Source organism: Pseudomonas sp. Cab53 (assembly GCF_018325965.1).
GTDB lineage: Bacteria > Pseudomonadota > Gammaproteobacteria > Pseudomonadales > Pseudomonadaceae > Aquipseudomonas > Aquipseudomonas chlororaphis_E.
Genome location: NZ_AP021902.1, coordinates 6023527 through 6040574, shown reverse-complemented (window position 1 = coordinate 6040574; position 17048 = coordinate 6023527). Strand labels below are relative to the sequence as shown.

General features: G+C 62.3%; 16 protein-coding genes and 1 pseudogene. 8 read left to right on the top strand and 9 right to left on the bottom strand.

The window, feature by feature from the left end:
- Positions 1-5: 5 nt before the first annotated feature.
- On the bottom strand, positions 6-869 hold the full coding sequence (locus KI241_RS26705; protein ID WP_053150284.1) for a YicC/YloC family endoribonuclease: 864 nt from the start codon (positions 867-869) through the stop codon (positions 6-8).
- Between the two features lie 249 nt (positions 870-1118).
- Here KI241_RS26705 and rph point away from each other — a divergent pair, with 249 nt between their 5' ends.
- Both rph and KI241_RS26695 read left to right on the top strand, forming a co-directional pair.
- On the top strand, positions 1119-1841 hold the full coding sequence (gene rph / locus KI241_RS26700; RefSeq protein ID WP_042731264.1) for a ribonuclease PH: 723 nt from the start codon (positions 1119-1121) through the stop codon (positions 1839-1841).
- Positions 1842-1871: 30 nt separating this feature from the next.
- Positions 1872-2240, top strand: a complete 369-nt coding sequence (locus KI241_RS26695) for a DUF4870 domain-containing protein (protein WP_042731263.1) — start codon at positions 1872-1874, stop codon at positions 2238-2240.
- A gap of 179 nt (positions 2241-2419) precedes the next feature.
- Here KI241_RS26695 and KI241_RS26690 read toward each other — a convergent pair whose 3' ends face one another.
- Positions 2420-3199 carry an exodeoxyribonuclease III gene (locus KI241_RS26690; RefSeq protein ID WP_042731262.1) on the bottom strand — a complete coding sequence of 260 codons (780 nt, stop codon included), beginning with the start codon at positions 3197-3199 and terminating at the stop codon, positions 2420-2422.
- Positions 3200-3281: 82 nt separating this feature from the next.
- Here KI241_RS26690 and pyrE point away from each other — a divergent pair, with 82 nt between their 5' ends.
- Entirely contained in the window at positions 3282-3926 is a 645-nt protein-coding gene (gene pyrE, locus KI241_RS26685; protein ID WP_047735758.1) for an orotate phosphoribosyltransferase, read from the top strand.
- A 188-nt stretch (positions 3927-4114) separates the two neighbouring features.
- Here pyrE and argB read toward each other — a convergent pair whose 3' ends face one another.
- The 4 genes and pseudogenes from argB to coaBC form a co-directional block, all read right to left on the bottom strand.
- The gene (argB, locus tag KI241_RS26680; protein WP_053150277.1) at positions 4115-5020 is read right to left on the bottom strand and encodes an acetylglutamate kinase; all 906 of its coding nucleotides are present in this window, start codon (positions 5018-5020) and stop codon (positions 4115-4117) included.
- 26 nt (positions 5021-5046) lie between these two features.
- A pseudogene (locus tag KI241_RS26675) lies at positions 5047-6405 on the bottom strand (phosphomannomutase/phosphoglucomutase); the annotation flags it as partial.
- A 296-nt stretch (positions 6406-6701) separates the two neighbouring features.
- Positions 6702-7157 carry a dUTP diphosphatase gene (dut, locus tag KI241_RS26670; RefSeq protein WP_047735760.1) on the bottom strand — a complete coding sequence of 152 codons (456 nt, stop codon included), beginning with the start codon at positions 7155-7157 and terminating at the stop codon, positions 6702-6704.
- 6 nt (positions 7158-7163) lie between these two features.
- Positions 7164-8372, bottom strand: coding sequence for a bifunctional phosphopantothenoylcysteine decarboxylase/phosphopantothenate--cysteine ligase CoaBC (coaBC, locus tag KI241_RS26665; RefSeq protein WP_047735761.1), 1209 nt, complete (start codon positions 8370-8372; stop codon positions 7164-7166).
- A 146-nt stretch (positions 8373-8518) separates the two neighbouring features.
- Between coaBC and radC the strand changes: the two genes are divergently transcribed.
- Positions 8519-9193 (top strand): DNA repair protein RadC, encoded by a 675-nt coding sequence (gene radC / locus KI241_RS26660; protein WP_042728983.1) that lies wholly within the window; start codon positions 8519-8521, stop codon positions 9191-9193.
- A gap of 135 nt (positions 9194-9328) precedes the next feature.
- Here radC and KI241_RS26655 read toward each other — a convergent pair whose 3' ends face one another.
- Positions 9329-10915: an ABC transporter substrate-binding protein gene (locus tag KI241_RS26655; protein WP_123579232.1), complete on the bottom strand. Its 1587-nt coding sequence runs from the start codon at positions 10913-10915 to the stop codon at positions 9329-9331.
- Positions 10916-11352: 437 nt separating this feature from the next.
- On the opposite strand from KI241_RS26655, the gene rpmB reads away from it, so the two are divergent.
- Positions 11353-11586 (top strand): 50S ribosomal protein L28, encoded by a 234-nt coding sequence (rpmB, locus tag KI241_RS26650; RefSeq protein WP_007921114.1) that lies wholly within the window; start codon positions 11353-11355, stop codon positions 11584-11586.
- An 11-nt stretch (positions 11587-11597) separates the two neighbouring features.
- A complete protein-coding gene (rpmG, locus tag KI241_RS26645; protein WP_003177274.1) occupies positions 11598-11753 on the top strand; it encodes a 50S ribosomal protein L33 in 156 nt (51 codons plus the stop codon).
- A gap of 154 nt (positions 11754-11907) precedes the next feature.
- Here rpmG and KI241_RS26640 read toward each other — a convergent pair whose 3' ends face one another.
- Positions 11908-12270, bottom strand: a complete 363-nt coding sequence (locus KI241_RS26640) for a cupin domain-containing protein (protein WP_042728985.1) — start codon at positions 12268-12270, stop codon at positions 11908-11910.
- Between the two features lie 239 nt (positions 12271-12509).
- On the opposite strand from KI241_RS26640, the gene KI241_RS26635 reads away from it, so the two are divergent.
- Positions 12510-14003 carry an aldehyde dehydrogenase gene (locus KI241_RS26635; RefSeq protein ID WP_042728986.1) on the top strand — a complete coding sequence of 498 codons (1494 nt, stop codon included), beginning with the start codon at positions 12510-12512 and terminating at the stop codon, positions 14001-14003.
- Positions 14004-14277: 274 nt separating this feature from the next.
- On the top strand, positions 14278-15420 hold the full coding sequence (locus tag KI241_RS26630; protein ID WP_123579231.1) for an MFS transporter: 1143 nt from the start codon (positions 14278-14280) through the stop codon (positions 15418-15420).
- Positions 15421-15447: 27 nt separating this feature from the next.
- Here the strand turns inward: KI241_RS26630 and KI241_RS26625 are convergent, their stop codons facing one another.
- Positions 15448-17013 (bottom strand): phospholipase D family protein, encoded by a 1566-nt coding sequence (locus KI241_RS26625; RefSeq protein WP_042728988.1) that lies wholly within the window; start codon positions 17011-17013, stop codon positions 15448-15450.
- Between the last annotated feature and the right edge of the window lie 35 nt (positions 17014-17048).

Here is a 17048-nt window from a genome sequence, read left to right as displayed (position 1 = left end):
TAGCCTTACTCAATGTTCTGTACTTGTTCGCGCATCTGCTCGATCAACACCTTGAGGTTGACCGCAGCCTGGGTGCTGCGCGGGTCGAAGGCCTTGGAGCCCAGTGTGTTGGCTTCGCGGTTGAGTTCCTGCATCAGGAAGTCCAGGCGGCGACCGGCCGCGCCACCGGACTTGAGCACCCGGCGGACTTCGATGATGTGGGTGCTCAGGCGATCCAGTTCTTCGGCCACGTCGCTTTTTTGCGCGAGCATGACCATTTCCTGTTCCAGGCGCTGCGGGTCCAGCTCGGCCTTCATGTCGGCAAAGCGGTCGAGGACTTTCTGGCGCTGGGTGGCGAGCATCTGCGGAACCAGTTCGCGCAGGGTGCTGACGTCTTCTTCAATGGCGGTGAGGCGCTCGTTGATCAGCCGGGCCAGTTCCGCGCCTTCGCGCTCACGCCCGGCCTTGAGTTCCTTCAGACCTTGGTTGAACAGCGCCAGGGCCTCGGCGTTCAGTGCCTGCGGATCGCTGGCGTCACCCACCAGCACGCCGGGCCAGGCCAGTACTTCCAGCGGGTTCAGGGCGGCGGGGTTGCTGATCAGGCTGGCAACGGTTTCGGCGGCAGCCACCAGTTGCGCGGCGCGTTCGCGATCCACCTGCAAGGGTTTGCCGGTGCTTTCTTCGGTAAAGCGCAGGGTGCATTCCAGCTTGCCCCGGGACAGGCCCTGGCGCAGCGCTTCACGCACGCCGCCTTCCAGGTCGCGGAAGGATTCGGGCAGGCGCAGGTGCGGTTCCAGGTAGCGACTGTTGACCGAGCGCAGTTCCCAGCTCAGCGTGCCTTGAGCCCCGGCTTTTTCGACGCGGGCGAAGGCGGTCATGCTGTGCACCATGGAGGTTCCTCGCATTGCAGGCCGACACGACCTGAGAATCTGTGGATTGAGCCCGGCGGGCAGCAAAGGCGCAGGATTGTAGCGCAGTGAAGCGTGTGCCCCCAAACCGTGCCTGTGACAAAGCGCTGCAACCCGTCGGCCGGGCGTTTGAGAGGCTGCACTCGTCGCGCCGGCTTTTTAGAACTGCCCTCGCGCGGCACACGGCTTTATAATGCCGGCAGTTTTCCGTCCTCAGTACAGGTGTTCCCTATGAAACGTCCAAGTGGTCGCGCTGCCGATCAGCTCCGCTCGATCCGCATTACCCGCAACTACACCAAACACGCCGAGGGCTCTGTACTGGTCGAATTCGGTGATACCAAGGTGATCTGCACCGTCAGCGTCGAGAACGGCGTGCCGCGGTTCCTCAAGGGCCAGGGCCAGGGTTGGCTGACCGCCGAGTACGGCATGCTGCCGCGGGCCACCGGCGAGCGTAACCAGCGCGAAGCCAGCCGTGGCAAGCAGGGCGGGCGCACCCTGGAAATCCAGCGCCTGATCGGCCGTTCGCTGCGCGCCGCGCTGGACATGTCCAAGCTGGGCGACGTGACCTTGTACGTCGATTGCGACGTGATCCAGGCTGACGGCGGCACCCGCACCGCGTCCATCACCGGCGCAATGGTCGCGTTGGTCGATGCCTTGAAAGTGATCAAGAAGCGTGGCGGCCTCAAGGGCGGCGACCCGCTCAAGCAGATGATCGCCGCGGTGTCCGTGGGCATGTACCAGGGCGAGCCGGTCCTGGACCTGGACTACCTGGAAGACTCGGCTGCCGAGACCGACCTGAACGTGGTCATGACCAGCGCCGGCGGCTTCATCGAAGTGCAGGGCACCGCCGAAGGCGCGCCGTTCCAGCCGGAAGAATTGAACGCTATGCTGGAACTGGCGAAGAACGGCATGAGTCAGATCTTCGAATTGCAGAAGGCCGCCCTGGCTGACTGATCGATTCACGCTTCAGACAAGGAGAGCGACATGAGTGATGAGCCAGTCCTGCTGCCCCAGCCGAGCAAAGAGGCGCGTCAATGGGCAATGTTTTGTCACCTGTCCGCCTTGCTGGGGATCTGGATTCCGTTCGGTACGCTAATCGGGCCGCTGGTGCTCTGGCAGCTCAAGCGTGAGTCCGACCCGTTCATCGATGCCCAAGGCAAGGAAGCGCTGAACTTCCAGATCACCGTGGCGATCGCCTCGGCGATCAGTCTGCTGCTGATGATCGTGGTGATTGGCTTCTTCCTGTTCGGTCTGGTGGCCATTGGTGCGTTGGTGTTGACCATCATCGCCGGGGTCAAGGCCAATGAAGGGCAGCCGTATCGGTATCCGTTTACCTGGCGGCTGGTCAAATAACGATCAGCTAGCGCCTTGCCCTGTGGGAGCGAGCTTGCTCGCGATTGCGGCTGTTCATTCAATATCGATGTTGGCCGATCCATCGTCATCGCGAGCAAGCTCGCTCCCACCGTTGATTTTCAGTGGCCACAAAAAAACCGACATCGACTGTCGGTTTTTTTGTGGCTGCGAAACGACACTCAGATCGTCAGCGTCCAGTCGTAGTCCACGATCAGCGGCGCGTGCTGCGAGAACCGAGGCTGGCGCGGCAGGCGAGCGCTGCGCACGAAGCGGCGCAGGCCGGGCGTCAGCAACTGGTAGTCGAAACGCCAGCCGAGGTTGAGCATCTCGGCCTGCTCGCTGTCCGGCCACCAGCTGTACTGGTCGCCTTCGCGGCTGACTTCGCGCAGGGCATCGACATAGCCCATGTTGCCAATGATCTCGTCCATCCAGGCCCGTTCCGGCGCCAGGAAGCCAGGAGATTGCTGGCTGTCGCGCCAGTTCTTGATATCCAGCTTCTGTTGCGCCACGTACAGCGAGCCACAATAGATGTACTCGCGACGTTTGCGTCGCTGTTTATCAAGATAACGGGCGAAGTCGTCCATCAACTTGAATTTCTGATTCAAATCTTCATCGCCGTTCTGCCCCGAAGGGAGCAGTAAGGTCGCGATGCTGACCTTGTCGAAATCGGCTTGCAGGTAGCGCCCGTAGCGGTCCGCCGTCTCGAAACCGAGACCGTTGATGACAGCCTTCGGTTGCAGCCGCGAGTACAAAGCCACGCCACCCTGGGCGGGGACTTCGGCATCGCAGGCATAAAGGAAGTAACCATCCAGTTGGAAGGCTGCATCGTCCAGTTCAAAGGCGGAGGCGCGGGTGTCCTGCAGGCAGATGACGTCGGCATTCTGTGCTTGCAGCCAACTGAGCAAACCACGCTCGACTGCAGCCTGAATACCATTGACGTTCACACTGATGATCCGCATAAATGGCCCCAAAAATCACGTGCGTGTATGATACACGGCGTGTACCTATTTAGCTAAATCCGCGGTATTTGAGGCTTTTTTCATGCAGGCGTATCAGCGCGATTTCATTCGTTTTGCCATCGATCGCGGGGTTTTGCGCTTCGGTGAGTTCACCCTCAAGTCCGGACGCACCAGCCCGTACTTCTTCAACGCCGGCCTGTTCAACAGCGGTTCGGCCCTGGCGCAGCTGGGGCGTTTCTATGCAGCGGCCATCGTCGAGAGCGGTATTGCGTTCGACGTCCTGTTCGGCCCGGCCTACAAAGGCATCCCGCTGGCCGCCACCACCGCCGTCGCCCTGGCCGAGCATCACGAGCGCGACCTGCCCTGGTGTTTCAACCGCAAGGAAGCCAAGGCTCACGGTGAAGGCGGCAGCCTGGTGGGCGCGCCGCTGACCGGCGATGTCCTGATCATTGACGACGTGATCACCGCCGGTACCGCTATTCGCGAGGTGATGCAGATCATCGCTTCCCAGGACGGCGCCAAGGCCGCCGGCGTGCTGATCGCGCTGAACCGCCAGGAGCGTGGCAATGGTGAGTTGTCGGCGATCCAGGAAGTGGAGCGCGACTTTGGCATTCCGGTGATCAGCATTGTGTCGCTGACCCAGGTGCTGGAATTCTTGGCTGATGACCCCCAGCTCAAACAGCATTTGCCGGCGGTTGAGGCTTATCGGGCGCAGTTCGGCGTCTGATCGGCTTGCACAATCCCTTGTGGGAGCGGGCTTGCTCGCGAATGCGATGGCAAATTCAACCTTGTGTTGACTGACCTGCCGCTTTCGCGAGCAAGCCCGCTCCCACATAAGTTTGCCTTGACCGGTAAACCGTGAAAAAAAGACCCCGCTCAACCAGGTTGAGCGGGGTCTTTTTTTACCGGAATCGCTTAAGAACGCTTGCGATTGCTGATCAACGTACCCACGCCGGTATCGGTGAAGATCTCCAGCAGGATCGCATTCGGCACCCGGCCATCGATGATCAGCGAGCTGCCGACGCCGCCCTGTACCGCTTCCAGCGCGCAGCGGATCTTTGGCAGCATGCCGCCGTAGATCGTACCGTCGGCGATGAGGTCGTCGACCTGTTGGGTCGACAACCCGGTCAGGACCTTGCCCGACTTGTCCATCAGGCCGGCGATGTTGGTCAGCAGCATCAGCTTCTCGGCTTTCAGTGCCTCGGCCACCTTGCCGGCCACCAGGTCGGCGTTGATGTTGTACGACTCACCGTTGGCCCCCACGCCGATAGGCGCGATGACCGGGATGAAGTCGCCCTTGACCAGCAGGTTCAGCAGGTCGGTGTTGATGCCCACCACTTCGCCCACCTGGCCGATGTCGATGATTTCCGGCTGGGTCATCTCCGGGGTCTGGCGGGTCACGGTGAGCTTTTTCGCCCGGATCAGTTCGGCATCCTTGCCGGTCAGGCCGATGGCGCTGCCGCCATGGCGGTTGATCAGGTTGACGATGTCCTTGTTGACCTGGCCACCCAGGACCATTTCCACCACATCCATGGTCTGCGCGTCGGTGACGCGCATGCCATCGATGAAATGGCTTTCGATCGCCAGGCGCTTGAGCAGGTCGCCGATCTGCGGGCCACCGCCATGCACCACCACCGGGTTGATGCCCACGGCCTTCATCAGCACGATGTCGCGGGCGAAGCCGGTTTTCAGCTCCTCGCTTTCCATCGCGTTGCCGCCGTATTTGATCACCAGGGTCTTGCCGACATAGCGTCGGATGTAAGGCAACGCTTCGGACAGGACCTTGGCGGTATTGGCGGCGGCTTCGCGTTCGAGGGTCATTCAGGGCTCCGGTGGTGCTTCAAAAATCAGAACGGTAGTTGAAGATCAGGTGCAACACGTTTGAGTTGGGTGTGGAACACATCCTTGATGCGCTGCAGTTCGGCTTCGTTGTCGGCCTCGAAGCGCAGGACCAGCACCGGCGTGGTGTTGGACGCGCGCACCAGGCCCCAACCCTGGGGATAGTCGACCCGCACACCGTCGATGGTGGTCAGTTCGGCGCCTTCGCCCCATTGAGCGTCGTGCAGTGCATCAATGATGCTGAATTTGGTCTCTTCGGTCACATGGATATTGATTTCCGGCGTAGAAATATCGTTCGGGAAGGTCGCGAACAGGTCTTCGGCGCTGGAGGGCTCCTTGCTGAGGATCTCCAGCAGGCGCGCGGCGCTGTAGATGCCGTCGTCGAAACCGAACCAGCGCTCCTTGAAGAAGATGTGGCCACTCATTTCCCCGGCCAGCAGGGCGCCGCTCTGTTTCATTTTCTTCTTGATCAACGAGTGACCGGTCTTCCACATCAGCGGGCGACCGCCATATTCCTTGATCAGTGGCACCAGGCGACGGGTGCACTTGACGTCGAAAATGATCTCGGCATCCGGGTTGCGCGCCACGACATCCTTGGCGAACAGCATCAGCAGGCGGTCGGGGAACACGACGCTGCCGGTGTTGGTGACCACGCCGACGCGGTCGCCATCGCCGTCGAAGGCCAGGCCCAGGTCAGCGTTGGTTTCCTTGACCTTGGCGATCAGGTCTTGCAGGTTTTCCAGCTTGCCCGGGTCCGGGTGATGGTTGGGGAAGTTGCCATCCACCTCGCAGAACAGCGGGATGACCTCGCAGTTCAGGGCTTCGATCAGTTGCGGGGCAATCACGCCGGCGGCGCCGTTGCCGCAGTCGACCACCACTTTCAGGCGACGGGCGAGCTTCACGTCCTTGACGATCTCATCGTTGTAGCGCCCAAGGATGTCGATCTGGGTCACGCTGCCCTTGCCGCTGCTCAGGTCGTTGGTCTTGAGGCGGGTGTGCAGGGCCTGGATCTGCTCGTTGGCCAGGGTGTCGCCAGCGATGACGATCTTGAAGCCGTTGTAGTTCGATGGGTTGTGGCTGCCGGTGAGCATCACGCCGGATTTGCCGGCCAGGACGTTGGCGGCGTAGTACAGCGCCGGCGTCGGCACCAGGCCCACGTCGCTGACGTGGCAGCCACTGTCGGCAATACCCTTGATCAATTGCGCGACCAACTCGGGGCCGGACAGGCGGCCGTCGCGGCCGACGCACACGTTCGGTTCGCCCTGGGCCAGGCTCTGGGAGCCAATGGCGCGGCCGATCCAGTAGGCGGTTTCGGCGGTGAGGGTTTCCGGTACCACGCCACGGATGTCGTAGGCGCGGAAGATGCTGTCAGGGAAGATCGGGGCGATTGCAGCTGGGGTGTTCATGGGCGGGGCGCTCTATCAGAGGGTGACTGGACAGGCCGACGAGGGGCGTCGGCAGGCTCAAGCTGAAGGGTATGACGGCGTTTTTGACAGAGAGTTCGTGGTGGGAAAATGCCATGAGATAGCGTTATCCCGAGCTCGGTCGCCTAATACATTGATTCCGGATGGGAAACCTAGCAGAAAGCCATTGCGCATTTTTCGCCCTGAAACAGAAGCTTAATAAACGGGCCGGGCAGCACGCCCGGCCACGAACCGCCGGCTCAGTGGCTGCCGGAGTGGCCGAAACCGCCGGCGCCGCGCTGGCTCTCGTCGAATTCCGTGACCAGTTCGAAATGAGCCTGCACCACTGGCACCAGCACCAGTTGCGCAATGCGTTCGCCCACGGCGATGTTGAAGGCCGTCTGGCCACGGTTCCAGCACGACACCATCAGCTCGCCCTGGTAGTCGGAGTCGATCAGGCCCACCAGGTTGCCCAGCACGATGCCGTGTTTGTGGCCCAGGCCCGAGCGCGGCAGGATCAGCGCGGCCAGGTTCGGGTCGCCGATGTACACCGACAGGCCGGTCGGGATCAGCAGGGTCTGGCCCGGTTCCAGGAGGGTGTCCTGCTTGAGCATCGCCCGCAGGTCGAGACCGGCGGAGCCGGGCGTGGCGTATTGCGGCAACGGGAATTCGTTGCCGATGCGTGGATCGAGGATCTTGGCTTGTAGAGCGTGCATGGAGATTTAAACCTGGTTCAGACGTTCGGCGATGAAGGTGATCAGCTGGCGGGCAATCTTGCCCTTGCTGGTCTGGGCGAAAAGGGTGGCGTGCAACTGGCGATCGATCACGCTGCAGGCGTTTTCCTCGCTGTTGAAGCCGATGCTCGGGTTGGCGACGTCGTTGGCGACGATCAAGTCGAGGTTCTTGTCCTTGAGCTTGCGCGCGGCGTAATCGAGCAGGTGTTCGGTTTCGGCGGCGAAGCCGACACTGAACGGCCGGTCGGGGCGGGTGGCGATACTGGCAAGGATGTCCGGGTTGCGCACCATCTGCAGCAGCAGGCCGTCACCACTCGTAGGGTCTTTCTTCAATTTCTGTGGGGCGACGACTTCGGGGCGGTAGTCCGCGACCGCTGCCGAGGCGATGAACAGGTCGCAGGGGATGGCGGCTTCGCACGCTGCGAGCATGTCCCGGGCGCTGACGACGTCGATGCGCGTAACCCGGTCCGGCGTGGGCAGGTGCACGGGACCGGTGATCAAGGTCACCCGGGCGCCGGCTTCCACCGCGGCTTCGGCCAGGGCGAAGCCCATTTTCCCGGAGCTGTGGTTGGTGATGTAGCGCACCGGGTCGATGTTTTCCTGGGTCGGGCCGGCGGTGATCAGCACGTGTTTGCCGGTCAGGGCCTGGCGCTGGAAGCAGTCGGCGGCGCATTGGGCCAGGTCGGTGGCTTCCAGCATGCGGCCCATGCCGACATCGCCGCAGGCCTGGCTGCCGGAGGCCGGGCCGAAGACCTTCAGTGCACGGCTTTCGAGCAATTGCAGGTTGGCCTGGGTGGCCGGATCGCGCCACATGGCCTGGTTCATGGCTGGGGCGACGGCCACCACGGCGTCGGTGGCGAGCACCAGGGTGGTGAGCAGGTCGTCGGCGATGCCCTGGGCCAGGCGGGCGATCAGGTCGGCGGTCGCCGGGGCGATCAGCACCAGGTCGGCCCACTTGGCCAGTTCGATATGGCCCATGGCTGCCTCGGCCGCGGGGTCGAGCAGGTCCAGGTGAACCGGGTGGCCGGACAGTGCCTGCATGGTCAGCGGGGTGATGAACTCACTGCCGCCGCGGGTCATCACGACCCGTACTTCCGCGCCCTGGTCGATGAGTCGGCGAACCAGCTCGGCGCTCTTGTAGGCAGCAATGCCGCCGCCGACGCCCAGAACGATGCGTTTCCGATACAGCCGCTGCATAGGCCTGCCTTTCGATTTCAGTGGTCAGTGCAGTGCGAACCCTTCGGCAACAGCCTGCCAGGGTGCGAATCGCCTGCAAAAAAGATGGGCTACGATATCACAGCGACCGCTATGGAACAGCGGTGCGCCACAGACCAGGAGGTCCTATGAGTATTCGAGATTGGCCGGCGGCCGAGCGCCCGCGGGAGAAGTTGTTGCAATTGGGTTCGGCGAGTCTTTCGGATGCCGAGTTGTTGGCGATCTTCTTGCGAACCGGGGTTTGCGGGAAGAGTGCAGTAGACCTGGCTCGACACCTGCTGCATCAATTTGGTTGCCTGCGCGGTTTACTGGACGCCGACCTGCGTACATTCAGCATGCAACTGGGCCTGGGGCCGGCGAAGTTCGCGCAGTTGCAAGCGGTCCTGGAAATGGGGCGCCGACATCTGGCCCAGGACCTGCGACGAGAGTCGGTGCTGGAGAGCCCGCTGGTTGTACGCGACTACCTCAAGGCCGTGTTGCGCCATGAACCCCATGAAGTGTTCGGCTGCCTGTTCCTGGATTCCCGGCATCGGGTGTTGGCCTATGAGGCGCTGTTTCGCGGCTCGATCGACAGCGCCAGCGTCTATCCACGGCAAGTGGTCAAGCGCGCCCTGGCCCACAATGCCGCCGCGTTGATCCTGTGTCACAACCATCCTTCCGGCGATACCGAGCCGAGCCAGGCCGACCGGGTGCTCACCGGGCGCCTTCAGCAAGCGCTGGAGTTGATTGACGTGCGGGTGCTCGATCATTTCATCGTCGGCGATGGGGAGCCGCTGTCGATGGTGGAGTACGGGTGGATGTAGCCGCGATCTGGCAATGGCAAACTCTGTGGGGGCGGGCTTGCTCGCGAAGAGGTCGTGTCAGGCGACATCCGTGCTGGCTGACCCACCGCTTTCGCGGGCAAGCCCGCTCCCACAGGTTTCAATGCATACAGGTGGTTACTTGAGGGTGACCTTGGCGTAGTCCTGGCGACCGAACGGGCTGACCGAATAACCCTGCACTTCCTTGCGGGTGAGGGCGAAGGCCGTCGGGTGAGCCAGGGGCAGCCAGAGGGCCTGTTGCTGGATCTGTGCCTGGGCCTGCTCGTAGAGCTTGGCGCGCACGCCTTGCTCGCCGGTGGTCTTGCCGGCGCTGATCAGTTTGTCCAGGTCGGGGTTGCAGTAACGCGCGAAATTGGTGCCGGACTTGACCGCCGCGCAGGAAAACTGCGGCGTGAGGAAATTGTCCGGGTCGCCGTTGTCGCCCGCCCAGCCCATGAACAGCAGATCGTGTTCGCCGGCCTTGGCCCGACGGATCAACTCGCCCCATTCGATCACCCGGATTTCGGCCTGGATGCCGATTTCCGCCAGGTCCGATTGCAGCAGTTGGGCGCCAAGGCTCGGATTCGGGTTCAGCAGGCTGCCGGAAGGGCGGGTCCAGAGGGTGGTCTGGAAGCCTTCCTTCAAACCGGCCTTGGCCAGCAGTTCGCGAGCCTTGGCGGGGTCGTGGGCGTAGCCGGGCAGGTTTTTGGCGTAGCTCCAGGTGTTGGGTGGGTAGGGGCCGTTGGCGGCCTGCGCAGTGCCTTCGAAGACGGTCTTGAGGTAGCTGGCCTTGTCGAACGCCAGGTTGATGGCCTGGCGCACCTCAGGTTTGTCCAGTGGCGGGTGCTGGCTGTTGATCGCCACGAAGGCCGTCATGAAGGCGTCGGTCTGGGTCACGGCCAGCGTCGGTTCCTGGCGCGCGGCCTGCACGTCCAGTGGCTTGGGCGACAGGGCGATCTGGCATTCATTGCGACGCAGTTTCTGCAAGCGCACGTTGGCATCCGGCGTGATGGCGAAGATCAGTGGGTCCACTTGGGGCTTGCCGTCGAAATAGGCGTCGTTGGCCTTGTAGCGGATCGTCGCGTCCTTCTGGAACCGGTTGAAAACGAACGGGCCGGTGCCGACCGGCTGGTTGTTGAGCTTTTCCGGGGTGCCGGCCTTCATCAATTGGTCGGCGTATTCAGCCGAATAGATAGAAGCAAAGCCCATGCTCAACGTTGCCAGGAACGTCGAATCGGCATGGTCGAGGGTAAAACGCACGGTTAACGGGTCCAGCGCGTCGATTTTCTTGATCAGCGTGGGCAGTTGCATGGACTGGGCGTGGGGGAAGCCGCTCTGGGCCACCTTGTGCCAGGGGTTGGCCGGGTCGAGCATGCGCTCGAAGCTGAATTTCACGTCCTCGGCGGTCAGGTCGCGACGCGGCGTGAAGTAGTCGGTGTGGTGGAACTTGACCTGGGGGCGCAGCTTGAACACGTAGGTCAGCCCGTCGGTCGAGATCTCCCAGCTCTTGGCAAGGCTGGGGACCACCTTGCCGCTGGCGGTGTCGAAGTCCACCAGGCGGTTCATCAGCACGTCGGCAGAGGCGTTGGTGGTTGTCAGCGAGTTGTACTGGACCACGTCGAACCCTTCCGGGCTCGCCTCGGTACAAACACTCAAGGCGGCCGCCTGGGCCAATGGGCTGATCAGCAGAGGGGCGAGCAACAATGGTAGGGCAGCGAGGCGCATGAGCAGTTTCCTTGTGCAAGTCGAAGGCCCATCTGCGAGTGCAGTCTGGAAAAGGCCTACCCTAGTGGGCTCGCTGGCAAATGACTATCCCCTTTTTGCATTTTCCGGCACCCTGTGGCGGTGCGTGATGGGCTCAAACCTGGCGCAGGTGAAAAAAACCTGCGCGCAGCGACGAGCGGTCACGGGCTGCGCCGGCCTTTGCCCCAGCCGTCCCGGACGGTTGGGCGGTGTTCTGCCGCAAAGACAAATCACATCGGTTGTTGTTGCACCGTGGTCTTTCTGGTATAAAGCAGCGCTCTTTTCTAGGGGCCCGGTTCCTTCACTGTAGGTGTAGCCGGTAAGACCCTTAAAGAAACGCGGCGCCTGGCGCCAAATGACTGAGAGATTAAGCGGCCAACCCATGCCGGGTTGGGCATGTGGTTTTAGAGGGCTGAGGCATGTCGAGAGTCTGTCAAGTTACCGGTAAGGGTCCGGTGACTGGGAATAACATTTCCCACGCAAACAACAAAACCCGTCGTCGTTTCCTGCCGAACCTGCAGCATCACCGCTTCTGGGTTGAGTCCGAGAAACGTTTTGTACGTCTGCGCGTATCTGCCAAAGGCATGCGTATCATCGACAAGCGCGGCATTGATGTCGTGCTTGCCGAACTTCGCCGCGATGGCAAGGTTTAAGGGAGCTAATCATGCGTGAATTGATTCGTTTGATCTCGAGCGCCGGTACTGGTCACTTCTACACTACCGACAAGAACAAGCGTACTACCCCGGACAAAATCGAGATCAAGAAATATGATCCGGTTGTTCGCAAGCACGTGATCTACAAGGAAGGCAAAATCAAGTAATTGATTTTTCCCTCTTACAAAAAAGGCCCGTATCTCACGATACGGGCCTTTTTTGTTGGTTTTTTTGGCTGTCCGGGCCTCTTCGCGAGCAAGCTCGCCCCCACAAAGGCACCACATGGCCCGTGTGGGGCGATGCACCCTTGATCCCAAGGCTTCAAGCCTTCTGTTCGAACACCACGTAGATCTTGCGGCACGGTTCCAGCACTTCCCAGGTGCCCTTGAAGCCCGCCGGGATCACGAAGCGGTCACCTGCGCGCAGGGTCTTGGCGTTCCCATCGTTGTCCCGCAGCACGGAAACACCCTGGACGATTTCGCAATACTCATGCTCGGTGTAGTTGACCGTCCACTGGCCCACGGCGCCTTCCCAGACACCGGCATTCATTTGGCCACACGGGCTGTTGTAGTGGTTGTACACCGCCTGTTCGGGATCGCCCTTGAGTACCTTGGCCGGGTCCGGACGGTAGCGGTCGGCGGCAGTGGTGGCGTGGCTGAAATCGACGATGTCCTGGATGCTCATGCGGTAATCCCCGTGAATGACGGCGCGAATGGCTGGAAGAGTCAGAGTCTATGTTTATTAAAACGAACATCGCAAGGCGGTTTGCCACCGCTATGTCAAATATATTGAAACTTCACCGGCCGCTGGTTTAGGGTGGCGGGTGCCCTCTGCCGAAAACAGCGCCGAACAGGCTGGCCGGGCAGAATTCTTTGAGCGCTGCGTTGCGCGGCGTTCTGACTCAATAAGAGGAGGACACTCGTATGACCACCCTGACTCGTGCCGACTGGGAACAACGTGCCCGCGACCTGAAGATCGAAGGCCGCGCTTTCATCAACGGTGAATACACGGATGCAGTGTCCGGCGAAACCTTTGATTGCCTCAGCCCGGTCGATGGCCGCCTCTTGGGCAAAGTCGCCGCATGCGACGTGGCCGACGCCCAGCGTGCCGTGGAAAACGCCCGCGCAACCTTCAATTCCGGCGTCTGGTCGCGCCTGGCGCCCAGCAAGCGCAAAGCCACCATGATTCGTTTCGCCAGCCTGCTCAAGCAGAACGCCGAAGAGTTGGCCCTGCTGGAAACCCTCGACATGGGCAAGCCGATCAGCGACTCGCTGTACATCGACGTGCCTGGCGCGGCCCAGGCGTTGAGCTGGAGCGGCGAGGCCATCGACAAGCTGTACGACGAAGTGGCGGCGACGCCCCACGATCAACTGGGCCTGGTGACGCGCGAGCCGGTCGGGGTCGTGGGCGCTATCGTGCCGTGGAACTTCCCGTTGATGATGGCCTGCTGGAAGCTCGGCCCGGCCCTCTCCACCGGTAACTCGGTGGTGCTCAAGCCGTCGGAAAAATCCCCGCTGACGGCCCTGCGTATCGCTGCCCTGGCGGTCGAGGCCGGTATTCCGAAGGGCGTGCTGAACGTGCTGCCCGGCTACGGACATACCGTCGGCAAGGCCCTGGGCCTGCACATGGACGTGGATACGCTGGTGTTCACCGGCTCCACCAAAATCGCCAAGCAGTTGATGGTGTACGCTGGCGAATCCAACATGAAGCGCATCTGGCTGGAAGCCGGTGGCAAGAGCCCGAACATCGTGTTCGCCGACGCCCCCGACCTGCAGGCCGCCGCCGAATCCGCCGCCAGCGCCATCGCCTTCAACCAGGGTGAAGTCTGCACCGCCGGTTCGCGCCTGCTGGTGGAGCGCTCCATCAAGGACACCTTCCTGCCGCTGGTGATCGAGGCCCTCAAGGGTTGGAAGCCGGGTAATCCGCTGGACCCGGCCACCAACGTCGGCGCCCTGGTGGATACCCAACAGATGAACACCGTGCTGTCCTACATCGAAGCCGGTCACAGTGACGGCGCCAAGCTGGTGGCGGGCGGCAAGCGGATCCTCGAGGAAACCGGCGGCACCTACGTCGAGCCGACGATTTTCGACGGCGTGAGCAACGCCATGAAAATCGCCCAGGAAGAAATTTTCGGCCCAGTGCTGTCGGTCATTGCCTTCGACACTGCCGAAGAAGCGATCCAGATTGCCAACGATACGCCGTATGGCCTGGCGGCGGCGGTGTGGACCAAGGACATTTCCAAGGCTCACCTGACCGCCAAGGCCCTGCGCGCCGGCAGCGTCTGGGTCAACCAGTACGATGGCGGCGACATGACTGCACCGTTCGGTGGCTTCAAGCAGTCGGGCAACGGTCGTGACAAATCGCTGCATGCCTTCGACAAATACACCGAGCTGAAGGCGACCTGGATCAAGCTCTGACCCCTTTTGTGGGAGCGGGCTTGGTCGCGAAGGCGGTTAACATCAACGGCTAAGTTGACTGACACCCCGCTTTCGCGAGCGAGCCCGCTCCCACATTGGTCGAGGATGAGCGCAAGATTTGCGGTAGACACATCCCCTGTGGGAGCGGGCTTGCTCGCGAAAGCGGTTTAACATTCAACAGCTAGTTGATTGACACTCCGCCTTCGCAAGCAAGCCCGCTCCCACAATATTTTGAGTGATACCTGCACCGATAACCCTCCACAGGAGCGTGCAAATGCGTTGGGCGACTTACTTCGCCGTGTTGGCGTCTGTCCTGAGCGTCGGCCTGGCCTTGGGCGTCAGCATGCCGCTGGTGTCGTTGCGCCTGGAAGGCTGGGGCTATGGTTCATTCGCCATCGGCGTCATGGCCGCCATGCCGGCGGTGGGCGTGTTGCTGGGGGCCAAGGTGTCGAGCCGGCTGGCTGCGCGCTTTGGCACAGCCGCGTTGATGCGCCTGTGCCTGTGGGGCGGCGCGCTGTCGATCGGCTTGCTGGCGCTGATGCCCAGTTATCCGGTCTGGCTGGTGTTGCGCCTGTTGATTGGCGTGGTGCTGACCCTGGTCTTCATCCTCGGTGAGAGCTGGATCAACCAACTGGTCGTTGAACAATGGCGCGGACGTCTGGTGGCGTTGTACGGCTGCAGCTATGCCTTGAGCCAGTTGTCCGGGCCGTTGCTGCTCGGCGTGCTGGGGACCGATCACGATTATGGCTTCTGGGTGGGCGTCGGCCTGCTCTTGGTTGCACCGCTGTTGTTGCTGGGGCGCAGCGGCGCGCCCAGCAGCGAGGCCGGCAATGTCACGTTGGGCGACCTGTGGGCGTTTTGCCGAAGCTTGCCGGCGATTGGCTGGGCAGTGTCGTTGTTCGCCGCCTTCGAAGCGATGATCCTGACATTGCTGCCGGTCTACTGCCTGCGCCAGGGCTTCAGTGCCGAGGTGGCATTGGCGATGGTCAGCACCGTGGTGGTGGGCGATGCCTTACTGCAATTGCCCGTTGGCGCCCTGGCCGACTACATGTCCCGCCGCACCTTGTTCACCGGCTGTGCGGTGTTGTTGATGCTATCGAGCCTGGCGGTGCCGGTACTGATCGATACGCCGTTGATCTGGCCCCTGTGGATCCTGTTCGGCGCCAGCGCAGGTGGCTTGTTTACCCTGTCGCTGATTCTGATCGGCGAGCGTTTCCGTGACGATGCGCTGGTGCGGGCCAATGCCCATGTCGCGCAGTTGTGGGGGATCGGTTGCCTGGTCGGTCCGCTGGCAGCGGGGGCCGGCAGCCAGTGGATCAGTGGGCATGCGTTGCCCTTGTTCATGGCGGCGGGGGCCTTCGGCCTGGTGATCCTGTTATTGCGCCAGGGTGCGTTCGGCGCCACGCAAGCGGCGTGATCACTTCGCTACGCCGGATAACGCGGGCTACAGCATCCGCTCCAGGCCGACGGTCTTGGCGAACCAGGCATTGAAGCGGCGCCACCAACTGCCGGGTTCGTGGTCCAGGTCGTGTAGCGTGCCGTTGTCTTCGGTGGTCCAGACCAGGGTGTCGTCCTTCAGTCGTGCCTGATAACTCAAGGCCGGGGCCATGCCTTGCAGGGCCAGCTCACGCACCTGGCCGGCGAGCGCTTCGCTGTCCACCAAAACGCCGACCTCGGTGTTCCACAGCACCGAGCGCGGGTCGAAATTGAACGAACCGATAAAGGCTTTCTGCCGGTCAAAAATGATCGCCTTGCTGTGCAGGCTCGAGTCCGACTCGCCGTAGGACCTGCTGTAGAACAGGTGCGGGCGGCCGCCGGTTTCGCCCGGTTGTCGGCGCAGTTCGAACAGGCGCACACCGTGCTCCAGCAAGGCCCTGCGGTACGGCGCATACCCGCCATGCACCGCCGGCACATCGGTGGCCTCCAGGGAGTTGGTCAGCAGGCTCACCGACACGCCCGCATCGGCGCGACTGGTCAGGTAGACCAACCCTGGCTGGCCCGGGACGAAGTAGGCGGAAATCATGATCAGTTCTTTGCTGACGCCCGTCAGCTCCGGCGCCAGTTGAGTGGTCAGCAGCAACTGCGGATCGGGCTCGTCCTTGGCCAGCACCTTGCTCGGCGCGTCCCACATCGCCTTGTTCCAGGCCCAGATCAGCTGGTTGCGCCAGGTGTCCAGGCGTGGCTGGGTCTTGTAGGTGGTCAGTTGCTGGTAGAGCGCGTGATTTTCCTTTTGGGTCTGTTCAAGGGACGCTTGCAGGCGCGCCCGACTGTCGGCCAAGTCCTTGGGGGTGGGGCGATGGGACAGGAACTGTTCGATGGGTTTGCTCAGGGCGCTGTTCCAGTACTGGTCGAAGCTGTGGCCCAGTTGTTCGGCCACCGGGCCGACCCCGAGCAGGTCGATGTCGGTGAAGTTCAGGTTGGGTTCTGCGTCGAAATACTCATCCCCCAGGTTGCGGCCGCCGACGATGGCCATGCTGTTGTCTGCCAGCCACAGCTTGTTGTGCATGCGCCGGTGTTGTAGCGACAGGTTGAACAGGCGTCCAAGGCCGCGGGTCACCCCGGTGGCCCGGCCCAGGTGCAAGGGGTTGAACAGGCGGACCTGGATCTGTGGGTGGGCGGCCAGGGTCGCGATGGTTTCTTCCTGGCCGTCGCTGGCGGTGTCGTCCAGCAGGATCCGCACCCGCACGCCGCGGTCCGCGGCCTTGAGCAATTCGTCCACCAGCATCCGGGTGCTGATGCCGTCGTGGACGATGTAGTACTGCAAGTCCAGGCTGCTCTGGGCGTGGCGGATCAACTCGGCCCGGGCGATGAACGCGTCGGTACTGTCGGGGAGCAGGCGAAAGCCCGACTGCCCTTCATGGGGCGCCGCCTGGGCCTGGACCGAGCGGCCAAAGGAGGATTCGCTGGCCGGTAGTGCCTGGGAGGGCTCGCGGGTGACATCAAGACTGGCGCAGCCGCCCAGCAGCGAGGCGACTAGCAGTAGCGCTGGCAGGATCGGTCTGGATCTCACGTAGGATCGTTCCGCTCGATTGCGTTGATGGGCTG